Source organism: Bacillus sp. GMs2/2, assembly GCF_050172095.1.
GTDB classification, from domain to species: domain Bacteria; phylum Bacillota; class Bacilli; order Bacillales; family Bacillaceae_G; genus Bacillus_A; species Bacillus_A cereus.
In genome coordinates, this window is record NZ_JBNLYE010000002.1 from 25,735 (window position 1) to 47,972 (window position 22,238).

Consider the following 22,238-nt stretch of genomic DNA (forward strand, 5'->3'; position numbering starts at 1 on the left):
AAGCCTGACTGAACCGAGTTTCACTTTATATGCGACTAACTATCTGTTTTCTTTTTATCAGGTACAGCAACACTTCCGCTTCCATAATACGTAGGCACTTCCCCTTGAACGATACGCGTCGCAATCGGAACATTTTGTTTCACCTTTATCTCTTTCGTATGAAATGGAATAATCACTTGCAATGTTACTTCCATTTCCATAACAATTTGAATCGCTGTAGTATTAATCCCATGCGGCTCAATTTTTTGTTTAATATCTGTATTCACATGTCCAACTGGCGTGAAATGAATCGGAATATCTGGTCCTATATTACCAAGAAGTGCATTATCAGTTACACGCCCAAAAGGAACTGCCATAGTCGCGCCGTTTTTTTCAGCAATACCTAGCTCCTTCAACTTCCCTTGTTCTACTTGCTGTAAATATTTTTCTATGTACGTGGTCGTTGATGTTACAATTTCATTTACTTGCTTTGTATTTAAATTAATTGTGGATACTTTTCCGTTTTTATCATTCTGTACTTTCATTAATGAATCTACATCGAATCCTTCATTAATTCGATCCTTTACTGCCTTCGTCATAATTGCCGTCGCCATTTTATGTGTCTCTACTTCCCCATATTTAATTAAGGTCGGCTGAATATTATTATTCACAATCCACAACCCTTGCGTAAGTAATATAACAAAAAGAATAAACGACATAAGCAGTATATACCGAAAGGCAATAGGTCCCCTTCGAAACCGCGAGTTTTTCGAGCGAAATATACTCATAAAAAAACCTCCTTCTTATATCATTTCTATGCAAGAAGGAGGGACGATATATGCTTATCTCATTTTTAATAATGCTTCTTTTCCAATCGTACCTGCTGGAATGCCTAATGCTTCAGCTCCAGTCGTTACCGATTCTAGTGGCGCTTCAAGAAGTTGTTCAATCGTTCTTACACCAACCGCACGGCCAGCAATAATTCCTCGATCACCTAATTTCTCATTTAAAAGACCTACATCTAATGCACCACACATAATATATCCTTTATCGCTCATTACAGCTAGCAAATTCGTCTTTGGAAGTTTCACGCTAACTGCAATAAACGTATAATTATCAATTATAATTGGCTCCACATTAACCATAGTTCACACTCCTCTCTTTCTTATCTGTATGACAAGAGAAAAATGAGTGTTACAAGTTAACTAGCCTATAGTTTAACGGAAGATGTATAAGTTATTAACATATCTGTTAACACATCTCTAAGTAGTTCTGGCATATAATATTGTTTGTCAGAAAGTGTGGATAGCTCTGGGTATAAGTAGCCAAATGTAAACATATCAATCGTTCCTACTGTATATATACGATCTAATTCCAGCGATTCCCCGTTAATTAATACATCTTCGAGTAAAATTTTATTCCCGGGAATCGTATCTGGAATGACTTCTACACCAGCGTAAATCATTTTCCCCATCACTTTTCCCCGAAATCCGAATCCTTTCACCTCAAGATTCTCCATATTCGGCTTACGTGCTTTCAAAATAACTTCTCTTAATATCTTTCCTGGAACTTTCAAAGCACACGGATTAATTGGATGTGGACAAATTCTGTGAATATCTCCGCGCGTTACAACACCCTCTTCTAACCCTTCAAGAAGTACACCAGCGTTCACCATGCCAATCTCTGCATTGCACCATGTTTTCAGCGCACTTGCTAACATGTGAGAAAACGGCGTCTCCTGAAACCAATCAACCGGTAATGACTCTTTTAAATGAACGACAGACTCTGCCATTATATGCTCACTTTCTTCCTGCAGTATTTCAATTGTGGATAACGGCTTGCTATAAGCACCTAACCGTTCCGTCTTAATCGCTCTACCGTCTTTTTTCAGCAATTTCTTCATCTCGATATCCACAGTAAGCTGCACGTGACCAACGTAACGTCCCCACTTTTCACAACAACAAAGTAAAGTATTATTCAGTAGAATACCACGCTCAAATAAATGATGCGTATGTGCTCCTAAAATAACATCTATATCATAATGCTCTGCCATATACTCATCCATACTTTTTCCAAGGTGAGAAAGGACAACCGTAATATGAGCCTCATCTTTCACTTCTTCTAAAATAGACTCTAAATGAATAATGGGATCTTCAATATGCCAATCGAGCATCTGATAAAACTCTGGATAAGCTACCGTTAATCCGATAAAAGCAATGGTAATCCCATCCGTCGTTGTATGCAATTTATAAGGCCTTGCCCATGACGGACGTACCCCTTCTTTTTCAAATAAATTTGCGACAAGTATTTCAAATCCAGCATCATCATAGAGCCGATTCAAATGCTCCTTCGCTAACGTAATTCCTTCATTATTTCCGATCGTTACATAATCATATAACGCCTCATTCAAAAGCTTCGTATTCCCAAGTCCATTCGTCGCTTCCGAAATACTATGAAAACGATCCACATGATCGCCGATATCAACCGTCAAAACAGTCTCTCCCGCTTCCTGTCTTCGCTTTTTCTCCCCTAGAACAAACCGAGAAATTTGCGGCCAATTTTCAAAATGACTATGTATATCGTTTGTATGATAAAGGTGGATGATTGTTTCTTTATTTGTATTCAGAGAAAAAACCTCCTCTCAGTTCCTTACTGCCATTTACGCTATGCGCACACAATAATCCTGTAAATACTTTTCGTCTTTTCTTGCTATTTTACATTGTACTCGCATTGTGAGAAAAAGCAAAAGATTGTCCTTTTTATACGAGAAACTTTATTTTTGCCAGTGTGGGGATTAGTTGGTAGAGCGGGGATTTGTCAGAAAGTTAGCCGTGGGGATTTTCCCATAAGTTCTTTGCTGCATTTGTCATTATTTTAATCTAAATTACTTCCAGTCGCCCTCTTTATATATAAATGCTCCTTTCCTGTTTGAAGGGTGCGGGGTATTCGTTCCTCTTGCTATGTCGTAATTTGTTGATAAGTCGATATCCCTTGTCGAATCGTCGATATATTGAAATAATCGCTGATATATTCCGAGTTATGGTCGATATATTTGAAAAATCGCTGATATATTTAACTGAACACCCACCCGGGTATCCCCTCCCAAGCCAAGACAAATCCGCAAAACAAAAAAGCGCCCTGCACAGCAGGGCGCTTTCTTCATGCATATATTATCCAGCTTTGCCTCCTAGACCCTCATGTCTAAGAACCTTCCGCACGAGAAGATAAAAAGCATCTTCTGTGCGAAAGAACCTTAGCCAACGGGTCTGAACAGTCGGCTCCGCATTTCTATTTAACCAATAGAACCTTCCATCTCAAACTTGATTAGGCGGTTCATTTCAACTGCGTATTCCATTGGAAGTTCGCGAGTGAATGGTTCAATGAAGCCCATTACGATCATTTCTGTAGCTTCTTGCTCAGAAATACCACGGCTCATTAGGTAGAATAATTGTTCTTCTGATACTTTAGATACTTTCGCTTCGTGCTCAAGTGAAACGTAATCGTTTTTGATTTCGTTGTAAGGAATTGTATCAGATGTAGATTGGTTATCCATGATTAACGTGTCACACTCGATGTTAGAGCGAGAGTTTTTCGCTTTTGGTCCGAAGTGTACGATACCACGGTAAGTTACTTTACCACCATGCTTCGCAATCGATTTAGAAACGATTGTTGAAGACGTGTTTGGTGCTAAGTGAATCATTTTCGCACCAGCATCTTGGTGTTGGCCTTTACCAGCAATCGCGATAGATAATGTTAAACCACGAGCGCCTTCGCCTTTTAAGATAACTGCTGGGTATTTCATCGTTAATTTAGATCCGATGTTACCGTCAATCCATTCCATCGTTGCGTTTTCTTCACAAACCGCACGTTTTGTAACTAGGTTGTATACGTTGTTCGCCCAGTTTTGGATTGTTGTATAACGGCAATAAGCATCTTTTTTAATGATGATTTCTACTACCGCACTGTGAAGTGAGTTAGTAGTGTAAACAGGTGCTGTACAACCTTCTACGTAGTGTACGTGTGCGCCTTCGTCTACGATGATAAGCGTACGCTCGAATTGTCCCATATTTTCAGAGTTAATACGGAAATACGCTTGAAGTGGTGTATCAACTTTAACACCTTTTGGAACGTAGATGAATGATCCACCAGACCAAACTGCAGAGTTTAATGCAGAGAATTTGTTGTCTGTTGGTGGGATTACTTTTCCGAAATGTTCACGGAAAATATCTTCGTTCTCTTTTAATGCGCTATCTGTATCTTTGAAGACGATTCCTAGAGCTTCTAGGTCTTCTTTCATGTTGTGGTATACAACTTCAGATTCGTACTGTGCAGATACACCAGCTAAATATTTTTGCTCAGCTTCTGGAATACCTAATTTATCAAATGTTGCTTTAATTTCATCAGGTACTTCATCCCAAGACTTCTCAGATTTCTCAGATGGTTTTACGTAGTACGTAATTTCATCGAAATCTAAGTCGTTTAAGTCGCCGCCCCATTGTGGCATTGGCATTTCGTAGAACTTATCCAGTGATTTTAAACGGAAGTCTAACATCCACTGTGGTTCTTCTTTCATACGTGAAATTTCTTCAACGATTTCTTTTGTTAAACCGCGTCCAGCACGGAAAATCGAAACGTCTTTGTCTTTGAAACCATATTTATAATCGCCGATATCTGGCAGTTGCTTCGCCATGTTGGTGTGTCCCTCCTTAGATAACCTCGTTTTTAGGAACCTTTAACATTACTTATCTTCGTTTAAGCCCTTTTCTAACGCTTTCCACGCTAATGTTGCACATTTAATACGTGCAGGGAACTTGCATACGCCTTGTAATGCTTCAATATCTCCTAAATCGATGCTGTCATCGTACTCTTTTCCTAGCATCATGTCAGAGAAAATTTTCGAAAGCTGAAGTGCTTCTTCAATTTTCTTACCTTTTACTGCTTGTGTCATCATTGAAGCTGAAGACATTGAGATTGAACATCCTTCGCCTTCAAACTTCGCCTCTTGCACAATACCTTCTTCTACTTTCATCGTAAGTTGAATACGATCGCCGCAAGTTGGATTGTTCAAGTTAACGGTAACACTATCTTCTAATACGCCATGGTTACGAGGATTTTTATAATGATCCATAATAACTTGACGATATAACGTATCTAAATTATTAAATGACATTTGTGAAATACTCCTTTGTCTTGATTAGCGAGTCAACAAATGTATCAATTTCTTCTTTTGTATTATATAAATAGAAGCTCGCACGTGCTGTTGAAGAAGCTTTTAGCCACTTCATAAGCGGTTGTGCACAGTGATGTCCTGCGCGAACTGCAATGCCTTCTACATCTAATACAGTCGCTACATCGTGAGGATGTACGTCTTCAATATTAAATGTAACAAGACCAGCGCGATGCTTTGGACCATAAATTGTAACGCCATCTACTTCTGATAGTCTTTCTAAAGCGTATTGCGCTAATTCATGCTCATGCTTTTCAATATTATGAAGACCGATTTCTTCTAGGAAATCAATTGCCGCACCAAGTCCGATTGCATTACCGATAATCGGTGTACCTGCTTCAAACTTCCACGGAAGCTCTTTCCAAGTAGATTCTTGTAAATCTACGAAATCAATCATTTCACCACCAAATTCAATTGGCTCCATATTGTTTAGCAATTCTTTCTTACCATATAATACGCCGATACCTGTAGGTCCGCACATCTTATGAGCAGATAATGCATAGAAATCACAGTTTAAATCTTGTACATCCACTTTCATGTGAGGTGTACTTTGTGCACCGTCAACGACCATAATTGCGCCGTTTTCGTGTGCGATTGCTCCAATTTCTTTTACAGGGTTAATCGTTCCAAGTACGTTTGATACTTGCATAATAGAAACGATTTTTGTATTCGGTGTAACAGTTTGACGAACATCTTCTAAAGAAATTGTACCGTCTGGTTGAAGCGGAAGGTATTTCAAAGTCGCGCCAGTTTTCTTCGCAACTTGTTGCCACGGAATGATGTTACTATGGTGCTCCATGTAAGAAATAACGATTTCATCGCCTTCTTTTACATTTTCAAGACCATAGCTAGCTGCTACTGTATTTAATGCAGTTGTCGTTCCGCGTGTGAAAATAATCTCTTCCATTGATTTCGCATTGATAAACTTGCGAACTTTCTCACGTGCACCTTCATACGCGTCGGTAGCTTTCGTACCGAGCGTATGAACACCGCGATGCACGTTAGAATTATATTCTTTATAGTAACGTTCTAACGTTTCAATGACTTGAATTGGTTTTTGAGAAGTTGCTGCACTATCGAAATAAACAAGTTGTTTGCCGTTCACTTTTTGATCAAGAATTGGAAACTGTTTGCGTATTTCATGAATATTCATTAGCGAACTTTCCTTTCAATTACCTCAACAAGCTGTGCCTTTACTCCTTCAATTGGAAGCTCATTAACTACAGGTGCTAAGAATCCATGGATGACTAAACGTTCTGCTTCGCGTTTTGGAATACCACGGCTCATCAAGTAGTATAGTTGGACTGGATCTACGCGACCTACTGAAGCTGCGTGACCTGCCATTACATCATCTTCGTCGATTAAAAGAATTGGGTTTGCATCACCGCGAGCTTTTTCATCTAACATAAGAACGCGAGAAGATTGTTGTGCATTTGACTTAGATGCACCGTGTTCAATTTTACCAATTCCGTTAAAGATAGATGTTGCACTATCTTTTTGTACACCGTGTTTTAAAATCCAACCTTCAGAATGTTTACCGAAGTGAACAACTTTAGTTGTAAAGTTTTGTGTTTGGTTACCACGGCCAATTGTTACTGTTTTCGTATCAGCATATGAACCGTCGCCCATTAAGTTCGTAACGTTCTCTGAAATTGTGTTTCCGTCATTCATAAGGCCTAGAGCCCAATCAATACGGCCGTCGCGTCCTACAACGCCGCGGCGGTTAACGTAAGTTGTTACGTCTTTTGCTAATAGATCAACCGCACCGAATTTCACTTGTGCGCCTTGTTCCACGATTACTTCTGCTACGATATTTGCAATACCTTTAGCATTTTCATTTGCAACATAATTTTCTACATAAGTTGCAGTACTGTTCGCATCAGCTACGAATAGTACGTGGTTATATACGTTAGCTTCTTCGCCGTCTACTAAGAATACAGCTTGAAGTGGAGTTTCAAGAACAACGTTTTTCGGAACATATACGAATGCACCACCGTTGATTAATGCAGCATGAAGTGCAGTTAGACGATGCTCGTCTACTTTCACGCCGTCTTTCATTAAGTACTTTTGTACTAGTTCAGCATGCTCAGTTGCTGCTGTTACAATGTCTGTAAAAATAACACCTTTTTCTTTTGCTTCGTCTGCTAAAGAAACGAATGCAGTTGTACCAGTACGTTGCACTAATACGCTGTTATTTTCATCGATTAAGTTTTTCACTGCTTCTGGAAGTTCAGTTAAAGAACTTACAGGCTCTTGCTTAGCAGCGTCGCCTTTTCCGATAAAGTCCCATTTGTCAATTTTCGTTTTATCAGGCGTTGGCATTGGAAGTTCAGTTGCTTGTGCAAGAGCTTGTAAGCGGAACTCAGTCAACCAAGCAGCTTCGTTTACTTCGCTTGCGCGTTGACGGATTGTTTCTTGATCGAAAGGTAATGTACCGATTGTCATGTTTATGCTCCTCTCTTACGCTTCTTGCTCTGTTGTTTCGTCTTCAATACCTAATTCTTTTTTAATCCAGTCGTAACCTTCAGCTTCTAGACGTTGTGCAAGCTCAGGGCCACCAGATTTAACGATACGACCGTTCATCATAACGTGAACGAAGTCTGGAGTGATGTAGTTTAATAAACGTTGGTAATGCGTAATCATTAGGCAACCGAACTCTTCGCCGCGCATTTCGTTAATACCTTTAGATACAACTTTTAATGCATCGATATCAAGACCTGAGTCGATTTCATCTAAGATTGCGATTTTTGGCTCAATCATCATTAATTGAAGAATTTCGTTACGTTTTTTCTCTCCACCAGAGAAACCTTCGTTTAAATAACGTTGTGCCATTTCTGGATCCATTTCTAGGAATTCCATGTTTTTATCTAATGTACGGATAAATTTCATAAGAGAAATTTCATCGCCTTCTTCACGACGTGCGTTAATTGCAGAACGTAAGAAGTCAGCGTTTGTTACTCCGCTAATTTCACTTGGATATTGCATTGCTAGGAATAGACCCGCTTGTGCGCGCTCATCTACTTCCATTTCTAATACATCTTCACCGTCGATGATGATGCTACCTTCTGTTACTTCATACTTTGGGTGACCCATAATTGCAGAAGATAAAGTTGATTTACCTGTTCCGTTAGGTCCCATAATTGCGTGGATTTCTCCACCTTTTACTTCAAGGTTTACACCCTTTAAAATTTCTTTGCCATCAATTGATACGTGTAAGTCTTTAACCGTTAATGTAGAACCAGCCATCTCAATACCTCCATTAATCCTATATATACATTTTAAAAATTCCTAAAACGTTCATATTCTCATTTTATTCTCATTCTAATCTTATATCAAATAAAATGATATCGCAAACGACGAAAAAAAGTAACAATTTTTTTACAAATGTATATAAGTATTTCATTTACATCTTTCTATGATACACCTTTCTTCTTATTTATATAAAGAAAAAAGAACTGGAAAATTACCAGTCCTTTCCTTATATTTATTCACTTATCGGAAGTACAGCACCTTTATATTCTTTAGTAATAAAGTCTTGAATTTCTTTTGAATGCAATACTTCTACTAGCTCTTTAATCGCCTTTTTATCTTTATCACCTTTACGCACCACTACTACGTTTGCATATGGAGAATCATCACCTTCAATTGCAATTGCATCTTTTTCTGGATTTAATTTTGCATCAATTGCATAGTTTGAGTTAATTAAAACAGCGTCGCCTTCTTTATTGTTATACACTTGTGGTAACAAACCTGGCTCAATATCCGTTTTGAACTTTAAGTTTTTCGGGTTATCTGCAATATCTTTTGGAGTTGCACTAACTGGATCTACTCCATCTTTAATTTTTAAAATGCCTTCTTTTTGTAAAATTGCTAAACCACGTCCATGGTCAGTAACGGAATTACTCATAATGATTGTCGCCCCGTCTGGAAGTTCTTTTAAGCTCTTATATTTTTGAGAATATACACCAATTGGTTCAATATGAATTTTCCCTGCTATTTCAAAATCATATTTTTTATCTTTAATTTCTTTTTCTAAATACGGAATGTGCTGGAAGTAGTTTGCATCTAAATCCTTATCCGCTAACGATTTATTTGGCAACACGTAATCTTGGAATTTTTTCACTTCTAATTCAATTCCTTTTTTCTCAAGTAACGGTTTTGCTTTTTCTAAAATTTCAGCATGCGGTACGTTAGAAGCACCAACAACAAGTTTCTTTTCATCTTTATCTTTCCCGCCACAAGCAGCTAACCCAAAAATTGAAGTTGAAATAAGTGCCGTAAGTAATAATTTTTTCATTTAAAATATCCTCCCGTTTTTATTATCGTTTATCTATTCGAGTCGTTAAACTATCACCAATCCACTGGATTAAAAATACAACTAGTAATACACAAATTGTCGCAACGATTGTTACATCGTTATTCCCTCTCTGGAATCCTTCTAAGTAAGCAAGTGTTCCAAGGCCACCAGCACCAACAACTCCCGCCATTGCTGTATAGCCTACTAAAGCAATTGTCGTAACCGTAATACCAGATACTAATGCTGGTAATGATTCTGGAATTAACACTTTCAAAATAATTGTGCTTGTTTTTGCTCCCATTGCTTTTGAAGCTTCAATTACACCTTTATCAATTTCGCGAAGTGCAATTTCAACCATTCTCGCATAGAATGGTGCCGCTCCAATAATTAAAGCCGGCAAAGCTGCACTTGCTCCAAGAATTGTTCCAAGAAGAATCTTTGTGAATGGGATTAATAAAATAATTAAAATGATGAACGGTATAGAGCGGAATATATTTACGAATGCTCCAATCACCGTATTAATTGATTTGTTTTCCCATAAATTATCTTTCGCTGTCATGAAGAGTAGCAATCCTAAAATTAGTCCTAAAACAAATGTCGCAAGAGCTGCGATTGCCGTCATATATAACGTTTCACCAGTTGCTTCTAACATTTGATTCCAATCAACATTTGCGAGTAACTTATCCATGTGCAATCACCTCCAGCTCTACTTGATCTTGATGAATTCCTTCTATTGCTTGCTGGATCGCTGTTTCCTCACCATTTAAATGAACAACTAAACTACCGTAAGAACCGTTATTCGTTTGTGCAATATTTCCTTGCAAAATGCTAACTTCTATATCACTGCGTTGCATTAATCGTTGAAGCACTGGTCTTTCTACAGCCTCACCGATAAACTGCAAACGAATTACTTTTCCATCTGGATATTTTTCAATTAAACTTTCAATTGTTTCATTTGTATCTTCAGAATCTGTTAACTGCTGTACAAATCGTTTCGTAATATCTTGCTTCGGATTACGGAATACATCAAGTACTGGACCCGTTTCTACAATCTTTCCTCTCTCCATTACCGCTACTCGGTTACATATCTTTCGAATCACGTGCATCTCATGTGTAATGAGTACAATTGTTAAACCAAGGCGCTTATTAATGTCTAATAGTAAATCCAAAATTTGATCTGTCGTTTCTGGATCAAGAGCTGACGTTGCTTCATCACATAAAAGCACTTGTGGATTGTTAGCTAAAGCTCTTGCAATCCCGACGCGTTGCTTTTGTCCTCCGCTCAGCTGAGATGGGTACGCGTCTCCTCTCCCTTCTAATCCAACGAGATGAATTAATTCATCAACACGTTTTCTTCTCTGCGCTTTATCAACACCTGCAATTTCAAGTGGAAACTCTATATTTTCACGTACAGTTCGTGACCAAAGTAAGTTGAAGTGCTGAAAAATCATTCCGATTTCTTGCCTTGCCTTACGAAGTTCACTTCCTGTAATTGCTGATATAACACGATTCGCAATTGTAATTTGACCAGAAGTCGGTTTCTCTAACTGATTAAACAATCTGATTAAAGAACTTTTCCCAGCGCCGCTATATCCAATAACACCAAATATTTCACCTTTTTCTATTTTTAAATTGGCGTTATCTACAGCAGTGACATCACCGCTTTTCGCCTTATATATTTTCTTTACGTTCTCTAATAAAATCATGATGTTCACCCCTTTTTGTTTAGATCGACTCCGCAATTTTTTATGTTTAATGCGTGTAGTCCACCGTTATCACTACTTTTATTATTTGAATGTCCTCCACATTCAAACAATAAAAAAACCTTTCCGCTTTAGAGAAGCAGAAAGGTTTATATGCGTATATAACAACATTATCCCTCTCTCTCATCTCTCAAAGCATTTGCTTTGCAGGAATTGGCACCATTTCAACATAAGTTGACGGTTGCCGGGCTTCACAGGGCACAGTCCCTCCACCTCTCTTGATAAGAGAAATCAGATTACATTTTCGTCTGATTTGTAATTTATGAAATTGTCTATATTTTATGACTTGAATTGTATCAATATATACAAACCATGTCAACAGAAATTTTCGCAAAAAATGAAACTTCAGAATTTTAAGCACCTACTGACATCGGTTTACATATATGAAACATCGATTCCACTAATAACATCGTTCGGTACGTTCCTGAATATTGTACACGTCCATCGTTCATTAACATTTGCAATCGTACATTTCCATTCACCAATTGTTCTATATCCTTTTCATCTAAGCAAATGATTTGTTCCGTTCCTCTTTCCTCATGTACCAGCTCTATATAATCTCTTGAAATTTGTAACGAACAACTTTCATCTCCAAAGCGAAAATTAACAGTTTTTTCTTCCTGTCTTAAAAGCGGTTCTAAATGATATTGACCATTAGCGTAATTTACAAATGATTGAAGCAAAGAATATAATCTCACCCTAAATCACATCCTTCATATCACTTTCTATTACATACCATTCCCTCTCACTAAAGAGCAATCCTGTTATTTTCGCTCGACAAATACTGTATCCACCCTGCATCTCGACATATTTCCCAAGAAATATGTCGAGGCGGCAAAAATTTTGCCGCCTACTTTAATTCCGTATATAAATATTCAACCGAATGAAATGCGTATATCTTCTTCATCAGTGTCCCATTTTCAAAAACAAGTAAACAAGGTACACTTTCAATCCCATACTCTTTCGCTAAATACGGAGCATAATTTAAATCTAACATCCCAATTTTGAGGCCTTCAATTGTCATCTCAACGACTGTTAACATCTTTTTTGCTAATTGGCATGTTCCACACATTGGAGTATATACATATAATACTGTTTTTTCTTCGTTCTCTATTAGGGCTGTAGCTTCGGCTCCTGTCCAATCAATCACTTCTATCATTCCTTACCGTAAATATTCTGTATAAACGTCAATGTCGGCTCCCCATAATACATTTGCTAAGTGTGTAGATGGCGCAGTTGCCACTTCTCGGTACGAGCGATCAATATAGATATGCTCGGCTTGCGGAAATTCTTTTCGAAATTGTTTCCTTAACTTTTCTCCAGCATCATCAGCATCCACTAGCACATACACTTCCTTATCAAAAAACTGATCAACGAGCTCATCCATTTTCGACAAACCAATTGTACCATTTGTACAAACAATTTCCACCGGTTCACGAATAATAGATTCAATCTTTCTTCTATCTGATGTACCTTCTACAATAATGACTTTTTCTACATAAATCATATGTCATCACCCGATCACCATATACTATATAACCTTGAACTTAGTATATAGTATATTCGTTATTTTCATGTTGTTTCCTGTTTATTTTTGCAAAAGAAAAGCGCAAGCGGCTCATTCAGATTGTGAGGGGGATGGAGCTTCTGACGTAAAGGCGCTTTTGGCCTTGCAGGAAGAAGCGAAGCCACCGAACAATTTAGCCGCTGGAGCTAGACAATGAAAAGCGCAAGCGGCTCGTTCAGATTGTGAAGACTTATGAAACCTTACCACAAAACAGTTTTTCTCATAATAACTTATTTATTTACATATAACTTGAATTTCATTATTTCACACAAAATAAAAAAGGACAGCACAAAGGCTGTCCTTTAGTCGACTATAATTAGTCTTGGTTTGTCATTTCTGCATATTTTTCTGCAGTTAATAACTTCTCAACTTGGCTTGCATCAGAAAGTTCAACTTTAACCATCCATGCACCCTCGTATGGAGATTCGTTAACAAGTTCTGGTTGGTCACTTAATTCTTCGTTTACTGCTACAACTTTACCGCTTACAGGTGCGTATAACTCAGAAACTGTTTTAACAGATTCTACGCTTCCGAATGGCTCGTCAGCTTCGATTGTTGCACCTACTTCAGGAAGTTCAACGAATACGATATCGCCTAGCTCACCTTGTGCAAAGTGAGTGATACCGATAACAACTTCATTACCTTCAGTTTTTACCCATTCGTGTTCTTCAGAGTAACGTAAATTATTTGGAATGCTCATGACTGTACCTCCAGTGAATGTATTAATTATGTAAAAATACCTTATTGGTACTTTTTCCACACACTTTCAAACTGCTCTTCGTTAAAACCAAGTGTTACATTCGTTCCATCTGTTACAATTGGACGTTTAATCAACATGCCATCCGATGCTAAAAGCTCATACATTTCGTCTTCGCTTGCATCTTTCAACTTATCTTTTAGACCAAGTTCACGGTAACGCATTCCACTTGTATTAAAGAATTTTTTTAATGGTAATTCACTTTTTTTATGTAAATTACGTAAATCTTCTTTTGATGGTGGATTTTCAACAATATGAATCATCTCATATGCTACATCGTTTGCCTCAAACCATTTCTTTGCCTTTTGACATGTGCCACACTTTGGATATGAATAAAATGTTACTGTCATAAATTCACCTACTTTTTTACTAACCTTTACCTTTATCATATAGAAAACGTTTTATTATTTCAAACCATTATTCGCTAAACTTTTACTTATTTCGTGATAATTTTTAATAATCCTGCGAATTTTTCTTATTTTTCCGCCATTTGTTAAGAAAAAAATAAATATATAAATTTTTTAGATTCTGCACCAAACATATATCTTAAACAAGCGTTTGATTAATTCTCCATTTTTCTTTCTTAACCTTTGAACTACAGGAGTTTCTTCCTACCGAACATACAGCTTAAACAAACGTTTGATTAATTCTCCATTTCTCTTTGTTAACCCTTGAGTTACATCGGTTTCTTTCCTACCGAACATACAGCTTAAACAAACGTTTATTTAAAAAAATAAGAAGCCTCTTTTACAGGCTCCTTCATCATCTATTCAAATAATCTGCAATTGTTTGAAATACTACGATATACATATTATGAATACTTTCTTCTGTGTTTCCACCATTTGATAAACCAATTGCCCATTGTTGCCCTTCACCACTTCCGATATTCGCAAAACCTTGCGTATACATCGCATTTACATCTTTTCGTGCACTGTTATACTCTATCCCTTTTGTAATAAAAATTGAATATAATTTATCTTGTAAACCGATAAAAAACACTGGTTTCTTTAGCGATGAAAATACATTTTTATACTGCTCTGTTGAGGCTTCTTGAAAGTGATCTTTCATTATTAGAAAACCATCCACTTCCTTAGATTTCTTTTCCAGTGCCTCTAACTTCATTTCCTCAAACTTTACATTCCTAAACGTATCTTTCGGCTTTTCTCCAACAACTCCAATTACGAGTGCTCTTCCGTTATATTCTAATTTCTCTCCTTCTTTATCCTTTGCACACCCAGCACCGACTAGGCATATCAATATAAAAAATAAGAAATACGATAAACGCTTCATTTAGCACCCTTCCCTTCTTTTTAGTCAAGTGACAAAAACGTAAGGTTAATTCAAGAAAATGTAAGTAAAATCGATAGCCCAATTCACGTTTCTATATTATAATCAATTGAATTTACTTACATTACTAAACATAGGAGATCAACATGAAGAAATTTAAACTTTCATCTTTTCTTCCGTTAAGTTATATACTTCTACTCGTACTCGTAAGTCCCCTTTACGACGTATTAAATAAATCGACTGTTCACGCAGTAGACGTTACAACTGTAGTAGATGATTGGATTCCATTTGTAAAAGCATTTATTATTCCTTATTTACTTTGGTTTCCATACTTATACGGCGCACTTATTTATTACTGCTTTGCAGACCGAAAGCAATATTATGTCACTTTAAGTAGTATTATTTTTGGAAAGCTTGCTTGTTTTTCTATTTATTATTTTTGGCAAACAACTGTACCGCGTCCGACTGTCGTTGGGACAGATGTATTTTCTGAACTAGTTCGCTATATTTATAGTATCGATCAACCTGTAAACTGTTTTCCTAGCATTCACGTTCTTACTACATTTGTAATTATGTTAGCTGCCTTTAAGCGTAGAGAACAGCATGCTTTTGAATATTACATCCTTACTTTCTTCGGTACACTTATTATTTTATCAACGCTATTTACGAAGCAGCATGCCTTTGTAGATGCCGTTTCTGGAATGACGCTTGCAAGCATACTTTACTTCGGCGTTCAGCTCTTATTGGCCAAAGAACCGATAAGAGTTCCAGTAAAACAAAATCATAGAATGTAGCATGACAAAAAAGCAGACTGTGGCTTCTCAGTCTGCTTTTATCTATTAGTAAGGAGATTTTCAACTTAAGATTGCGGTACAGTCATATCACCAGAGTGAATACGACCTGCTTTTTTAAGAGCAATGTAAAGTATATAAGAAACAGCTACTGGAATGACGATATAAGTAATTACCATCGCCGGGAGAACTTCCCACCCTTGGCTGGAAATTAAATTAATTGGTGCGATAAGAGAACTTAATCCAAGACCTGCAATTTCCTTTCCTGCTTCCAGTTGGAAAATTAATGCTGATACTGGACCGACTATAGCACTGGCGACGACAGTTGGAACGAGAATCATTGGGTTTTTAGTGATATTTGGCAACTGTACTTTCGGAGTACAAAGTGCTTGAGCCAATATGCCACCTAAATTGTTTTCTTTCGCTGAGATGACAGAGAATCCGATAAACTGAGCGACGCATCCGGCAAGAGCAGCACCACCTGCAACACCGTCTAAGCTAAGTGCAATTGCTAACGCAGCTGATGAAGCTGGAGAGATAAGTAATAGCCCCCAAACTACTGCAATGACGATAGAAGCGATAAACGGGCTACCAGCCGAGCTATCTTTAATAAACGCTCCAACTGCATTTAAAACAGGAGTAATATTATGAGATAACCAAATACCAACTAAACCAGAACCTAATATTGCTGCAAATGGAACGAGCATCATATCTAACGCAGTTTTTCCGCTTAAACGTTTACCAATATATACAGCTAAAGTTGCTGTTAATAATGCACCGATTGGCTCACCTGTTTTAATAATTAGACCAGCTTCAGTAATTGAGATGGATCCGGCACCAATTGCTCCGGCTACCATCGCCGAGAAGATTACAAGACCGTTTGCACCGAGCATAAAAGCAATGCCGGCACCAATCGCCGGTGCCATAAGGGATTTTGCAACAACTCCGATTGTAATAAGTAATGGTATATCAACAATTCTTCCTATATTTTCGATCAGTAAACCAATTCCGAGGGATACGAAAATACCTTGTGCGATTCCAGCAGATGCTTTAAATACACGAGACATTATATATTCCTTCATTTGTTTCACCTTCTCCTATAAGTTAGTAACCAATTGTTTTCATATAATCACGTAAAATATCGTTTGATTTTGCGAATCGAGATTCTTCATCCTCTGTTAAATTGAGTTCTACAACTTCTCTTATACCGTCTCTAGTAATAATAGCTGGTACTCCTGTACAAATATCATATTCACCGTACTCACCATCTAAAATGGCTGATACAGCAATGACACGGTGATCATCATTAAAGATTGAACTCGCAATATATGCTAGAGAATTTCCAATCCCGTAATAAGTAGTTCCTTTACGTTTATAAATTTCCCAGCCAGCTTTTGCAGTCTTCTCAACAATTTCATCTAAATCTATTTCACCAAATCGTTCTTTTTGTTCTTCTAAAATTTGCAGAACTGGCTTTCCACCAACAGTTACATGAGACCAAGCAACCATTTGAGAATCACCATGTTCTCCTAATGAATACCCATGGATACTACGAGGGTCTACATGTAGCATTTCAGATAAAATTGTTCTTAAGCGAGAAGAATCTAGTGATGTACCAGTACCGATTACGCGATTTCTAGGTAATCCAGATAATTTCCACACTTCATATGTAATAATATCAACTGGGTTCGATGCAAGTAAGAAAATACCATCAAATCCACTTTCCATTACGCCGCCAACAACACTTTCCATAATCTTCGCACTCGCTCCTAAAGTATCTAAGCGACTTTGTCCAGGTTTTGGTGCTGGCCCTGCTGTAATAATAACAATGTCCATATCTTTGCAGTCTTCATAGCTTCCTGCATATACTTTTGTTCTTGTATTTGTAAAGTTAATGCAATGTGATAAATCCATTGCTTCCCCAACTGCACGTTCATGATTTATATCAATTAATAATAGCTCTTCGCAAATCCCTTGATTTACAATGGAATACGCACAACTTGATCCAACTAATCCAGTACCGATAATTGCAATTTTTCTTGTATGTCTTTTCATAGCAATCTCTCCTAATTGATCATATAATCTATTTCTTTTGCTCTTTACACTCCTAATTATAGAGGTTCCCACGATAGAAACCATGGATACTTTGTGAAATATTGAACAAAGTATTTGTCCTTTTTGTGAATTGTTATATTCCATTTTCGTCATATTTGTTACAACTGGAAAAATATTTATTTTATATTTATTGACATGCTCAAAACAAAAAACGAGCGACTTCATTCGCCCGTTTTTTGTCATCCCGTTATTCCGCACTTAATTGACTTTTTAATTGCTGCACAATCATTGGATTCGCAGGTGCTGCCGGTTTGTAATAACTTTTTTGCTTTGCGTACTCATACATATTACGTTGGCGCATCTCATCTTGATTACGAATTTGAATTAACGTTTGATGTAACTGCTCATTATCAGACTGAGCAATATAATTTGCATAGCTTGTTAAACTTGCATTTAATCCTGCTAAATAATCATTTACCATATCTTTTTCATTCATGTTCCGCTTCCTCCTATCCTAAAAAAGTCATTAATTGTTGCTTCGTATTTCGTGCATCTTGCGCATCCTTTTGTAACATTTGTTTCAATTGTGGATCTGTACACGTTTGTGCATACTGCTCCAACTTGTTAATAATTGTTGCATGTCCACCAATTAAATGACGTAAGTTTTCTACTTCAAGCTCTGTTAAATTTTGCATGGAATACTCCTACCTTTCTTTATTCGTTCACTGTTAGTATTTAGCTATTTTTTGATTGTATACATGAATTAACTTTTTCACGTGCATACAAAATATATGCAATTTTACATATTATGAAAACTTTATATTTTATAGTTTTAGGAATAGGATTACTATGCAATAATTATTATATGAAATTTCAAAAAACACTTCCTATCCACCATAATCCTCGCATCATATAAAACTTATTAGTTAAAGGAGCAATGAACATGAAAACACATGACTTCCTTACAGAAATCCAGAAGGGCTCTGAGCCTAGTCCCTATCAAGACCCCATCGTATTCAGTTTCGTTTGCTTTTTCTTAGCGATATATACATTTTTCAAACCTGCAAAATAATATCATTTCATAAGAAAAAGCCTACCATTCTTTTCGAATCATATGCACTAAAAAACCTTAGAATCACTTCTAAGGTTTTTGTTTACCTTGCTTCTTATTCACGTAACCCTTTAATAAACGTTTCCAACAATACATGTAAACTTATATCTAGATCTAACGGCAAACCAAATCCGCCTTGCTGTTCAATCGAAGCAAATCCATGACAAATACTTCTGAATCCGCGTGTCGCATGAAGTGCATTCTCTCCTTCTAAGCCATACTGTTGTAATACTTGAAGACAAAGCTTTACAATTCCGTCACCTGCTTTTCTTACTTCTTCATCTCGTAAAAAAGTTGCTTCATATAGTCCAGGATGTTTTCGGACAAATGCTACATACGCTTCTCCTAATGCATGAATTGCTTCATCCATACGTTTATCCTCGGCCGCTTCTTCCAGTTTGTTATGCAGCTGTTTTATTCCGTAAATACCAAGATTTTTCCGTACATCTTGTAACCCTTTTACATGATTATATAGTGAGGGCGAACGTATCCCTAACCTTTGTGCTAATGAAGCTAACGTTACTTCTTGTATTCCATTTGTATCTGCAATTTCTGCAGCTGTTTCTACAATTTTCTGTAATGTAAGTCCGATTCTCGGTGACATAAATTAACCCTCTTTCTTACTTTCTATATTCCGTTTCGCTTCCTTAATAGCAAGCTCTATGACAGTCCCTGGATCCTTTATCATTTCCCCATGCCCTGCCGCAAGTAAGGAAGGCTCATATTCGCTTAACTTCTCTGCACTTTGTAATGATATTTCTTTACTCCACGTTGCCATCGCAGGAAACGGAAACCAAAATTTCATTTGTCCCGAAACAGCCATACCTCCTCTTGTTTGAAATGCATCCCCAACAATAAGAGCTTTATTTCGTACATCAAGAAACGACATGGATCCTGGCGTATGTCCCGGTGTCATAATCGCAAGAAGCGATCCAACTCGGTCGCCATCTTCTAATAAAACATCAGGTACCGTTTTTACCTTTTTAGGTACACCGCCTTTTATCGGTATATTTGGTTCATCCTTTTGTAACGTCGTATCTCCTTCTAACAGCTTTGCGTCCCGCTTAGAAATATAGACTGGAACATGAGGGAGTACTTCCTTTAATGCGTCTAATGCACCTATGTGATCATCATGCGCATGTGTTAATACAATCTTAGTAATTGGTTTTCCTATTTTCTCAGCCGCCTGTAAAATACTTTTTGCGCTATATGGCAAAGCCGCATCAATTAAAGTTAAACCATCTTCTTCCTCCACAAAGTAACAATTCACAGGAAACACTCTTGGCAAAAATGACAATTGATATACCGTTTGTTCATGTATCATTCTCATATTTCCATCTCCCTTTTCACGAAAACTAATACCATTAGTTTCATTATACTAATGGTATTAGTTTCGTGTCACTAAAAAATTTCTTTTTTTCAAAAAAAAAGAACAGTAGCCGTATAAACGACTACTGTTCTTTAAAGATATTAAACTGTGTAACGCTCATCTTCTAAAATTTTCGCAGCGATTTCACGTTTCTTCGGAATTACGTTAAGTGGTGTGTGGCGAGTTAATTTACGTAATGATGATAACATCATGCGCAGCATGTCGCCGTTTTCAACTGCGATAAGTGTTTCTTTCGCATCTGCTTCAATTTCGTTGAATGCTTCTTGGCAGAATACTTCAGTGTATAACACTTTTTGTTTATTCTTTTCAAGACCAGTTGTTTTGATCGCTTTTTCTGTACGAAGAACAGCTGATTCCATTGCGTATAGGTTGCTTACGATGTCAGCGATATTCACAAGAATTTCTTGCTCTTTATCTAATGCTTTACCATATTTTTGAGCTGCTAATCCAGCTACCATTAAGCCGATTTTCTTCGCGTTACTTACTAAATATTTTTGAAGTGCCAATGGCTCATCGCCTACTTCTTCTGGCATCATCATCATTAACTCTTCTTGTAATTTTTGTGCTTTTTGAAGAAGTGGTAATTCACCCTTCATCGCTTTACGTAAGAACGTACCTGGTACGATTAGGCGGTTAATTTCGTTCGTCCCTTCGAAAATACGGTTAATACGAGAATCGCGGTACATTCTTTCAATCTCGTATTCTGCCATAAATCCGTAACCACCGTGAATTTGAACACCTTCATCTACTGTATAGTCTAATACTTCAGAACCGAATACTTTGTTTAAAGAGCACTCGATTGCATATTCAGCGATAGAAGCTGCTACTGCTTTACCGTCTTTTACTTCTTCTTCAGATAATGTGCTCATGCGGCTTTCGAATAAACCTACTGTACGATATACAGAGCTTTCAGCTGCATATGTTTTTGCTGCCATATTCGCAAGTTTCTCTTGAATTAATGGGAAGCGAGCGATTGGTTGTTTGAACTGTTGACGTTGGTTTGCATATTGTGCTGAAATTTCTACTGCACGTTTCGCAGATCCAACTGTACCAACACCTAATTTATAACGACCGATATTTAAAATGTTGAATGCGATAATATGACCTTTACCGATTTCGCCAAGTAAGTTTTCTTTCGGTACTAACGCATCTTCTAAAATTAACGTACGAGTTGAAGAACATTTAATACCCATTTTCTTTTCTTCTGGGCTTGTAGATACGCCAGCGTAGTCTTTCTCTACGATAAATGCTGAGAAGTGCTCGCCATCAATTTTTGCATATACAACGAATACGTCAGCGAATGCAGAGTTTGTAATCCATTGTTTTTCACCGTTTAATACATAATGTGTACCTTCTGCATTTAAACGTGCAGTTGTTTTTGCGCCTAATGCATCAGATCCTGAACCTGGCTCTGTTAATGCGTATGCAGCTAATTTTTCACCAGTTGCAAGCAATGGTAAATATTTTTTCTTTTGCTCTTCGTTACCGAATAATACGATTGGTAAAGAGCCGATACCTACGTGAGCACCGTGAGTAATTGCAAAGCCACCAGCGCGAGAGAACTTCTCTGCGATTAACGCTGAGCTTACTTTATCAAGACCAATTCCGCCGTACTCTTCTGGTACGTCAGCGCCTAATAAACCAAGTTCTCCAGCTTCTTTTAAAAGACGAACTGAGCGATCAAACTCATGTTGCTCTAAATATTCAAGCTCTGGAAGAACTTCATTTACGATAAAGTCCTCTGTCGTTTTAGCAATCATTTTATGCTCAGATGAAAAATCTTCTGGCGTAAACACTTGATCAATCGTAATCTCATCTACTAAAAAGCTACCGCCTTTAACCGCATTTCCTACTGTTTTTTCCATGAAAATTTCCTCCTTCATATTTTCATGAGCCGCTTCTCTCTTTTTGAAAGAAGCTGGCTCTCCCTTTTGTTTTTATAAACCTTTGTTGCTTCCATTTTTTTATAATCCAGTTCCAGCGGCTAAAACAGTCGGTCGTTTCACCCCTTCCT

Annotated in this window: 26 protein-coding genes and 1 riboswitch; of the genes, 2 read left to right on the plus strand and 24 right to left on the minus strand. The window is 37.4% G+C overall.

All coding sequences use genetic code 11. The features are described from left to right. Positions 1-35: 35 nt before the first annotated feature. The 14 genes from yunB to ACQGS6_RS00750 form a co-directional block, all read right to left on the minus strand. The gene (yunB, locus tag ACQGS6_RS00685; RefSeq protein ID WP_000021802.1) at positions 36-767 is read right to left on the minus strand and encodes a sporulation protein YunB; all 732 of its coding nucleotides are present in this window, start codon (positions 765-767) and stop codon (positions 36-38) included. Positions 768-821: 54 nt separating this feature from the next. Next, complete coding sequence (locus ACQGS6_RS00690; RefSeq protein WP_000248466.1) at positions 822-1,124, minus strand: YunC family protein; 303 nt, start codon at positions 1,122-1,124, stop codon at positions 822-824. 65 nt (positions 1,125-1,189) lie between these two features. Beyond that, the gene (locus ACQGS6_RS00695; protein ID WP_153597976.1) at positions 1,190-2,605 is read right to left on the minus strand and encodes a bifunctional metallophosphatase/5'-nucleotidase; all 1,416 of its coding nucleotides are present in this window, start codon (positions 2,603-2,605) and stop codon (positions 1,190-1,192) included. A gap of 666 nt (positions 2,606-3,271) precedes the next feature. Next, positions 3,272-4,669 (minus strand): Fe-S cluster assembly protein SufB, encoded by a 1,398-nt coding sequence (sufB, locus tag ACQGS6_RS00700; RefSeq protein WP_001118827.1) that lies wholly within the window; start codon positions 4,667-4,669, stop codon positions 3,272-3,274. A gap of 48 nt (positions 4,670-4,717) precedes the next feature. Then, positions 4,718-5,149: a Fe-S cluster assembly sulfur transfer protein SufU gene (gene sufU, locus ACQGS6_RS00705; protein WP_000009523.1), complete on the minus strand. Its 432-nt coding sequence runs from the start codon at positions 5,147-5,149 to the stop codon at positions 4,718-4,720. Continuing rightward, positions 5,139-6,359 carry a cysteine desulfurase SufS gene (gene sufS, locus ACQGS6_RS00710; RefSeq protein ID WP_001020768.1) on the minus strand — a complete coding sequence of 407 codons (1,221 nt, stop codon included), beginning with the start codon at positions 6,357-6,359 and terminating at the stop codon, positions 5,139-5,141. The genes sufU and sufS overlap by 11 nt, the downstream gene beginning before the upstream one ends. Beyond that, the gene (gene sufD / locus ACQGS6_RS00715) at positions 6,359-7,651 is read right to left on the minus strand and encodes a Fe-S cluster assembly protein SufD (RefSeq protein ID WP_000152167.1); all 1,293 of its coding nucleotides are present in this window, start codon (positions 7,649-7,651) and stop codon (positions 6,359-6,361) included. Before sufD ends, sufS begins: the two co-directional genes overlap by 1 nt. A gap of 15 nt (positions 7,652-7,666) precedes the next feature. Continuing rightward, on the minus strand, positions 7,667-8,452 hold the full coding sequence (gene sufC / locus ACQGS6_RS00720) for a Fe-S cluster assembly ATPase SufC (protein ID WP_000929160.1): 786 nt from the start codon (positions 8,450-8,452) through the stop codon (positions 7,667-7,669). Positions 8,453-8,690: 238 nt separating this feature from the next. Further along, positions 8,691-9,503, minus strand: a complete 813-nt coding sequence (metQ, locus tag ACQGS6_RS00725; protein ID WP_000735086.1) for a methionine ABC transporter substrate-binding lipoprotein MetQ — start codon at positions 9,501-9,503, stop codon at positions 8,691-8,693. A gap of 22 nt (positions 9,504-9,525) precedes the next feature. Beyond that, the gene (locus tag ACQGS6_RS00730; RefSeq protein WP_000359401.1) at positions 9,526-10,191 is read right to left on the minus strand and encodes a methionine ABC transporter permease; all 666 of its coding nucleotides are present in this window, start codon (positions 10,189-10,191) and stop codon (positions 9,526-9,528) included. Next, a complete protein-coding gene (locus ACQGS6_RS00735) occupies positions 10,184-11,209 on the minus strand; it encodes a methionine ABC transporter ATP-binding protein (protein WP_000601781.1) in 1,026 nt (341 codons plus the stop codon). The genes ACQGS6_RS00730 and ACQGS6_RS00735 overlap by 8 nt, the downstream gene beginning before the upstream one ends. Before the next feature lie 177 nt (positions 11,210-11,386). Then, positions 11,387-11,494: riboswitch (SAM riboswitch) on the minus strand. Positions 11,495-11,619: 125 nt separating this feature from the next. Further along, complete coding sequence (locus tag ACQGS6_RS00740; RefSeq protein WP_001242139.1) at positions 11,620-11,964, minus strand: hypothetical protein; 345 nt, start codon at positions 11,962-11,964, stop codon at positions 11,620-11,622. A 152-nt stretch (positions 11,965-12,116) separates the two neighbouring features. Next, positions 12,117-12,425: a thioredoxin family protein gene (locus ACQGS6_RS00745; RefSeq protein ID WP_002062684.1), complete on the minus strand. Its 309-nt coding sequence runs from the start codon at positions 12,423-12,425 to the stop codon at positions 12,117-12,119. Positions 12,426-12,428: 3 nt separating this feature from the next. After that, positions 12,429-12,773, minus strand: coding sequence for a toprim domain-containing protein (locus ACQGS6_RS00750; protein WP_000640870.1), 345 nt, complete (start codon positions 12,771-12,773; stop codon positions 12,429-12,431). A gap of 67 nt (positions 12,774-12,840) precedes the next feature. Here ACQGS6_RS00750 and ACQGS6_RS00755 point away from each other — a divergent pair, with 67 nt between their 5' ends. Further along, positions 12,841-12,990 carry a hypothetical protein gene (locus tag ACQGS6_RS00755; RefSeq protein ID WP_175425286.1) on the plus strand — a complete coding sequence of 50 codons (150 nt, stop codon included), beginning with the start codon at positions 12,841-12,843 and terminating at the stop codon, positions 12,988-12,990. A 159-nt stretch (positions 12,991-13,149) separates the two neighbouring features. Here ACQGS6_RS00755 and gcvH read toward each other — a convergent pair whose 3' ends face one another. The 3 genes from gcvH to ACQGS6_RS00770 all read right to left on the minus strand — a co-directional run bounded on the left by gcvH (position 13,150) and on the right by ACQGS6_RS00770 (position 14,880). Continuing rightward, a complete protein-coding gene (gene gcvH / locus ACQGS6_RS00760) occupies positions 13,150-13,533 on the minus strand; it encodes a glycine cleavage system protein GcvH (RefSeq protein ID WP_000026896.1) in 384 nt (127 codons plus the stop codon). 41 nt (positions 13,534-13,574) lie between these two features. Next, positions 13,575-13,940, minus strand: coding sequence for an arsenate reductase family protein (locus ACQGS6_RS00765; protein WP_113304171.1), 366 nt, complete (start codon positions 13,938-13,940; stop codon positions 13,575-13,577). Between the two features lie 412 nt (positions 13,941-14,352). Next, entirely contained in the window at positions 14,353-14,880 is a 528-nt protein-coding gene (locus tag ACQGS6_RS00770; protein ID WP_000826875.1) for a hypothetical protein, read from the minus strand. A gap of 143 nt (positions 14,881-15,023) precedes the next feature. Here ACQGS6_RS00770 and ACQGS6_RS00775 point away from each other — a divergent pair, with 143 nt between their 5' ends. Further along, on the plus strand, positions 15,024-15,671 hold the full coding sequence (locus tag ACQGS6_RS00775) for a phosphatase PAP2 family protein (RefSeq protein ID WP_000713763.1): 648 nt from the start codon (positions 15,024-15,026) through the stop codon (positions 15,669-15,671). Positions 15,672-15,736: 65 nt separating this feature from the next. Here ACQGS6_RS00775 and ACQGS6_RS00780 read toward each other — a convergent pair whose 3' ends face one another. The 7 genes from ACQGS6_RS00780 to ACQGS6_RS00810 all read right to left on the minus strand — a co-directional run bounded on the left by ACQGS6_RS00780 (position 15,737) and on the right by ACQGS6_RS00810 (position 22,089). Then, entirely contained in the window at positions 15,737-16,750 is a 1,014-nt protein-coding gene (locus ACQGS6_RS00780; RefSeq protein ID WP_000666172.1) for a PTS transporter subunit IIC, read from the minus strand. 22 nt (positions 16,751-16,772) lie between these two features. Beyond that, complete coding sequence (locus ACQGS6_RS00785; RefSeq protein WP_000820652.1) at positions 16,773-17,723, minus strand: L-lactate dehydrogenase; 951 nt, start codon at positions 17,721-17,723, stop codon at positions 16,773-16,775. Between the two features lie 247 nt (positions 17,724-17,970). Next, a complete protein-coding gene (locus ACQGS6_RS00790; protein WP_001002987.1) occupies positions 17,971-18,219 on the minus strand; it encodes a spore coat protein in 249 nt (82 codons plus the stop codon). A gap of 13 nt (positions 18,220-18,232) precedes the next feature. Then, on the minus strand, positions 18,233-18,418 hold the full coding sequence (locus tag ACQGS6_RS00795; RefSeq protein ID WP_001180555.1) for a hypothetical protein: 186 nt from the start codon (positions 18,416-18,418) through the stop codon (positions 18,233-18,235). Positions 18,419-18,889: 471 nt separating this feature from the next. Beyond that, positions 18,890-19,438, minus strand: coding sequence for a TetR/AcrR family transcriptional regulator (locus ACQGS6_RS00800; RefSeq protein WP_000074937.1), 549 nt, complete (start codon positions 19,436-19,438; stop codon positions 18,890-18,892). Between the two features lie 3 nt (positions 19,439-19,441). Beyond that, entirely contained in the window at positions 19,442-20,164 is a 723-nt protein-coding gene (locus tag ACQGS6_RS00805) for an MBL fold metallo-hydrolase (RefSeq protein ID WP_326318534.1), read from the minus strand. 140 nt (positions 20,165-20,304) lie between these two features. Next, the gene (locus tag ACQGS6_RS00810) at positions 20,305-22,089 is read right to left on the minus strand and encodes an acyl-CoA dehydrogenase family protein (protein WP_000416290.1); all 1,785 of its coding nucleotides are present in this window, start codon (positions 22,087-22,089) and stop codon (positions 20,305-20,307) included. Between the last annotated feature and the right edge of the window lie 149 nt (positions 22,090-22,238).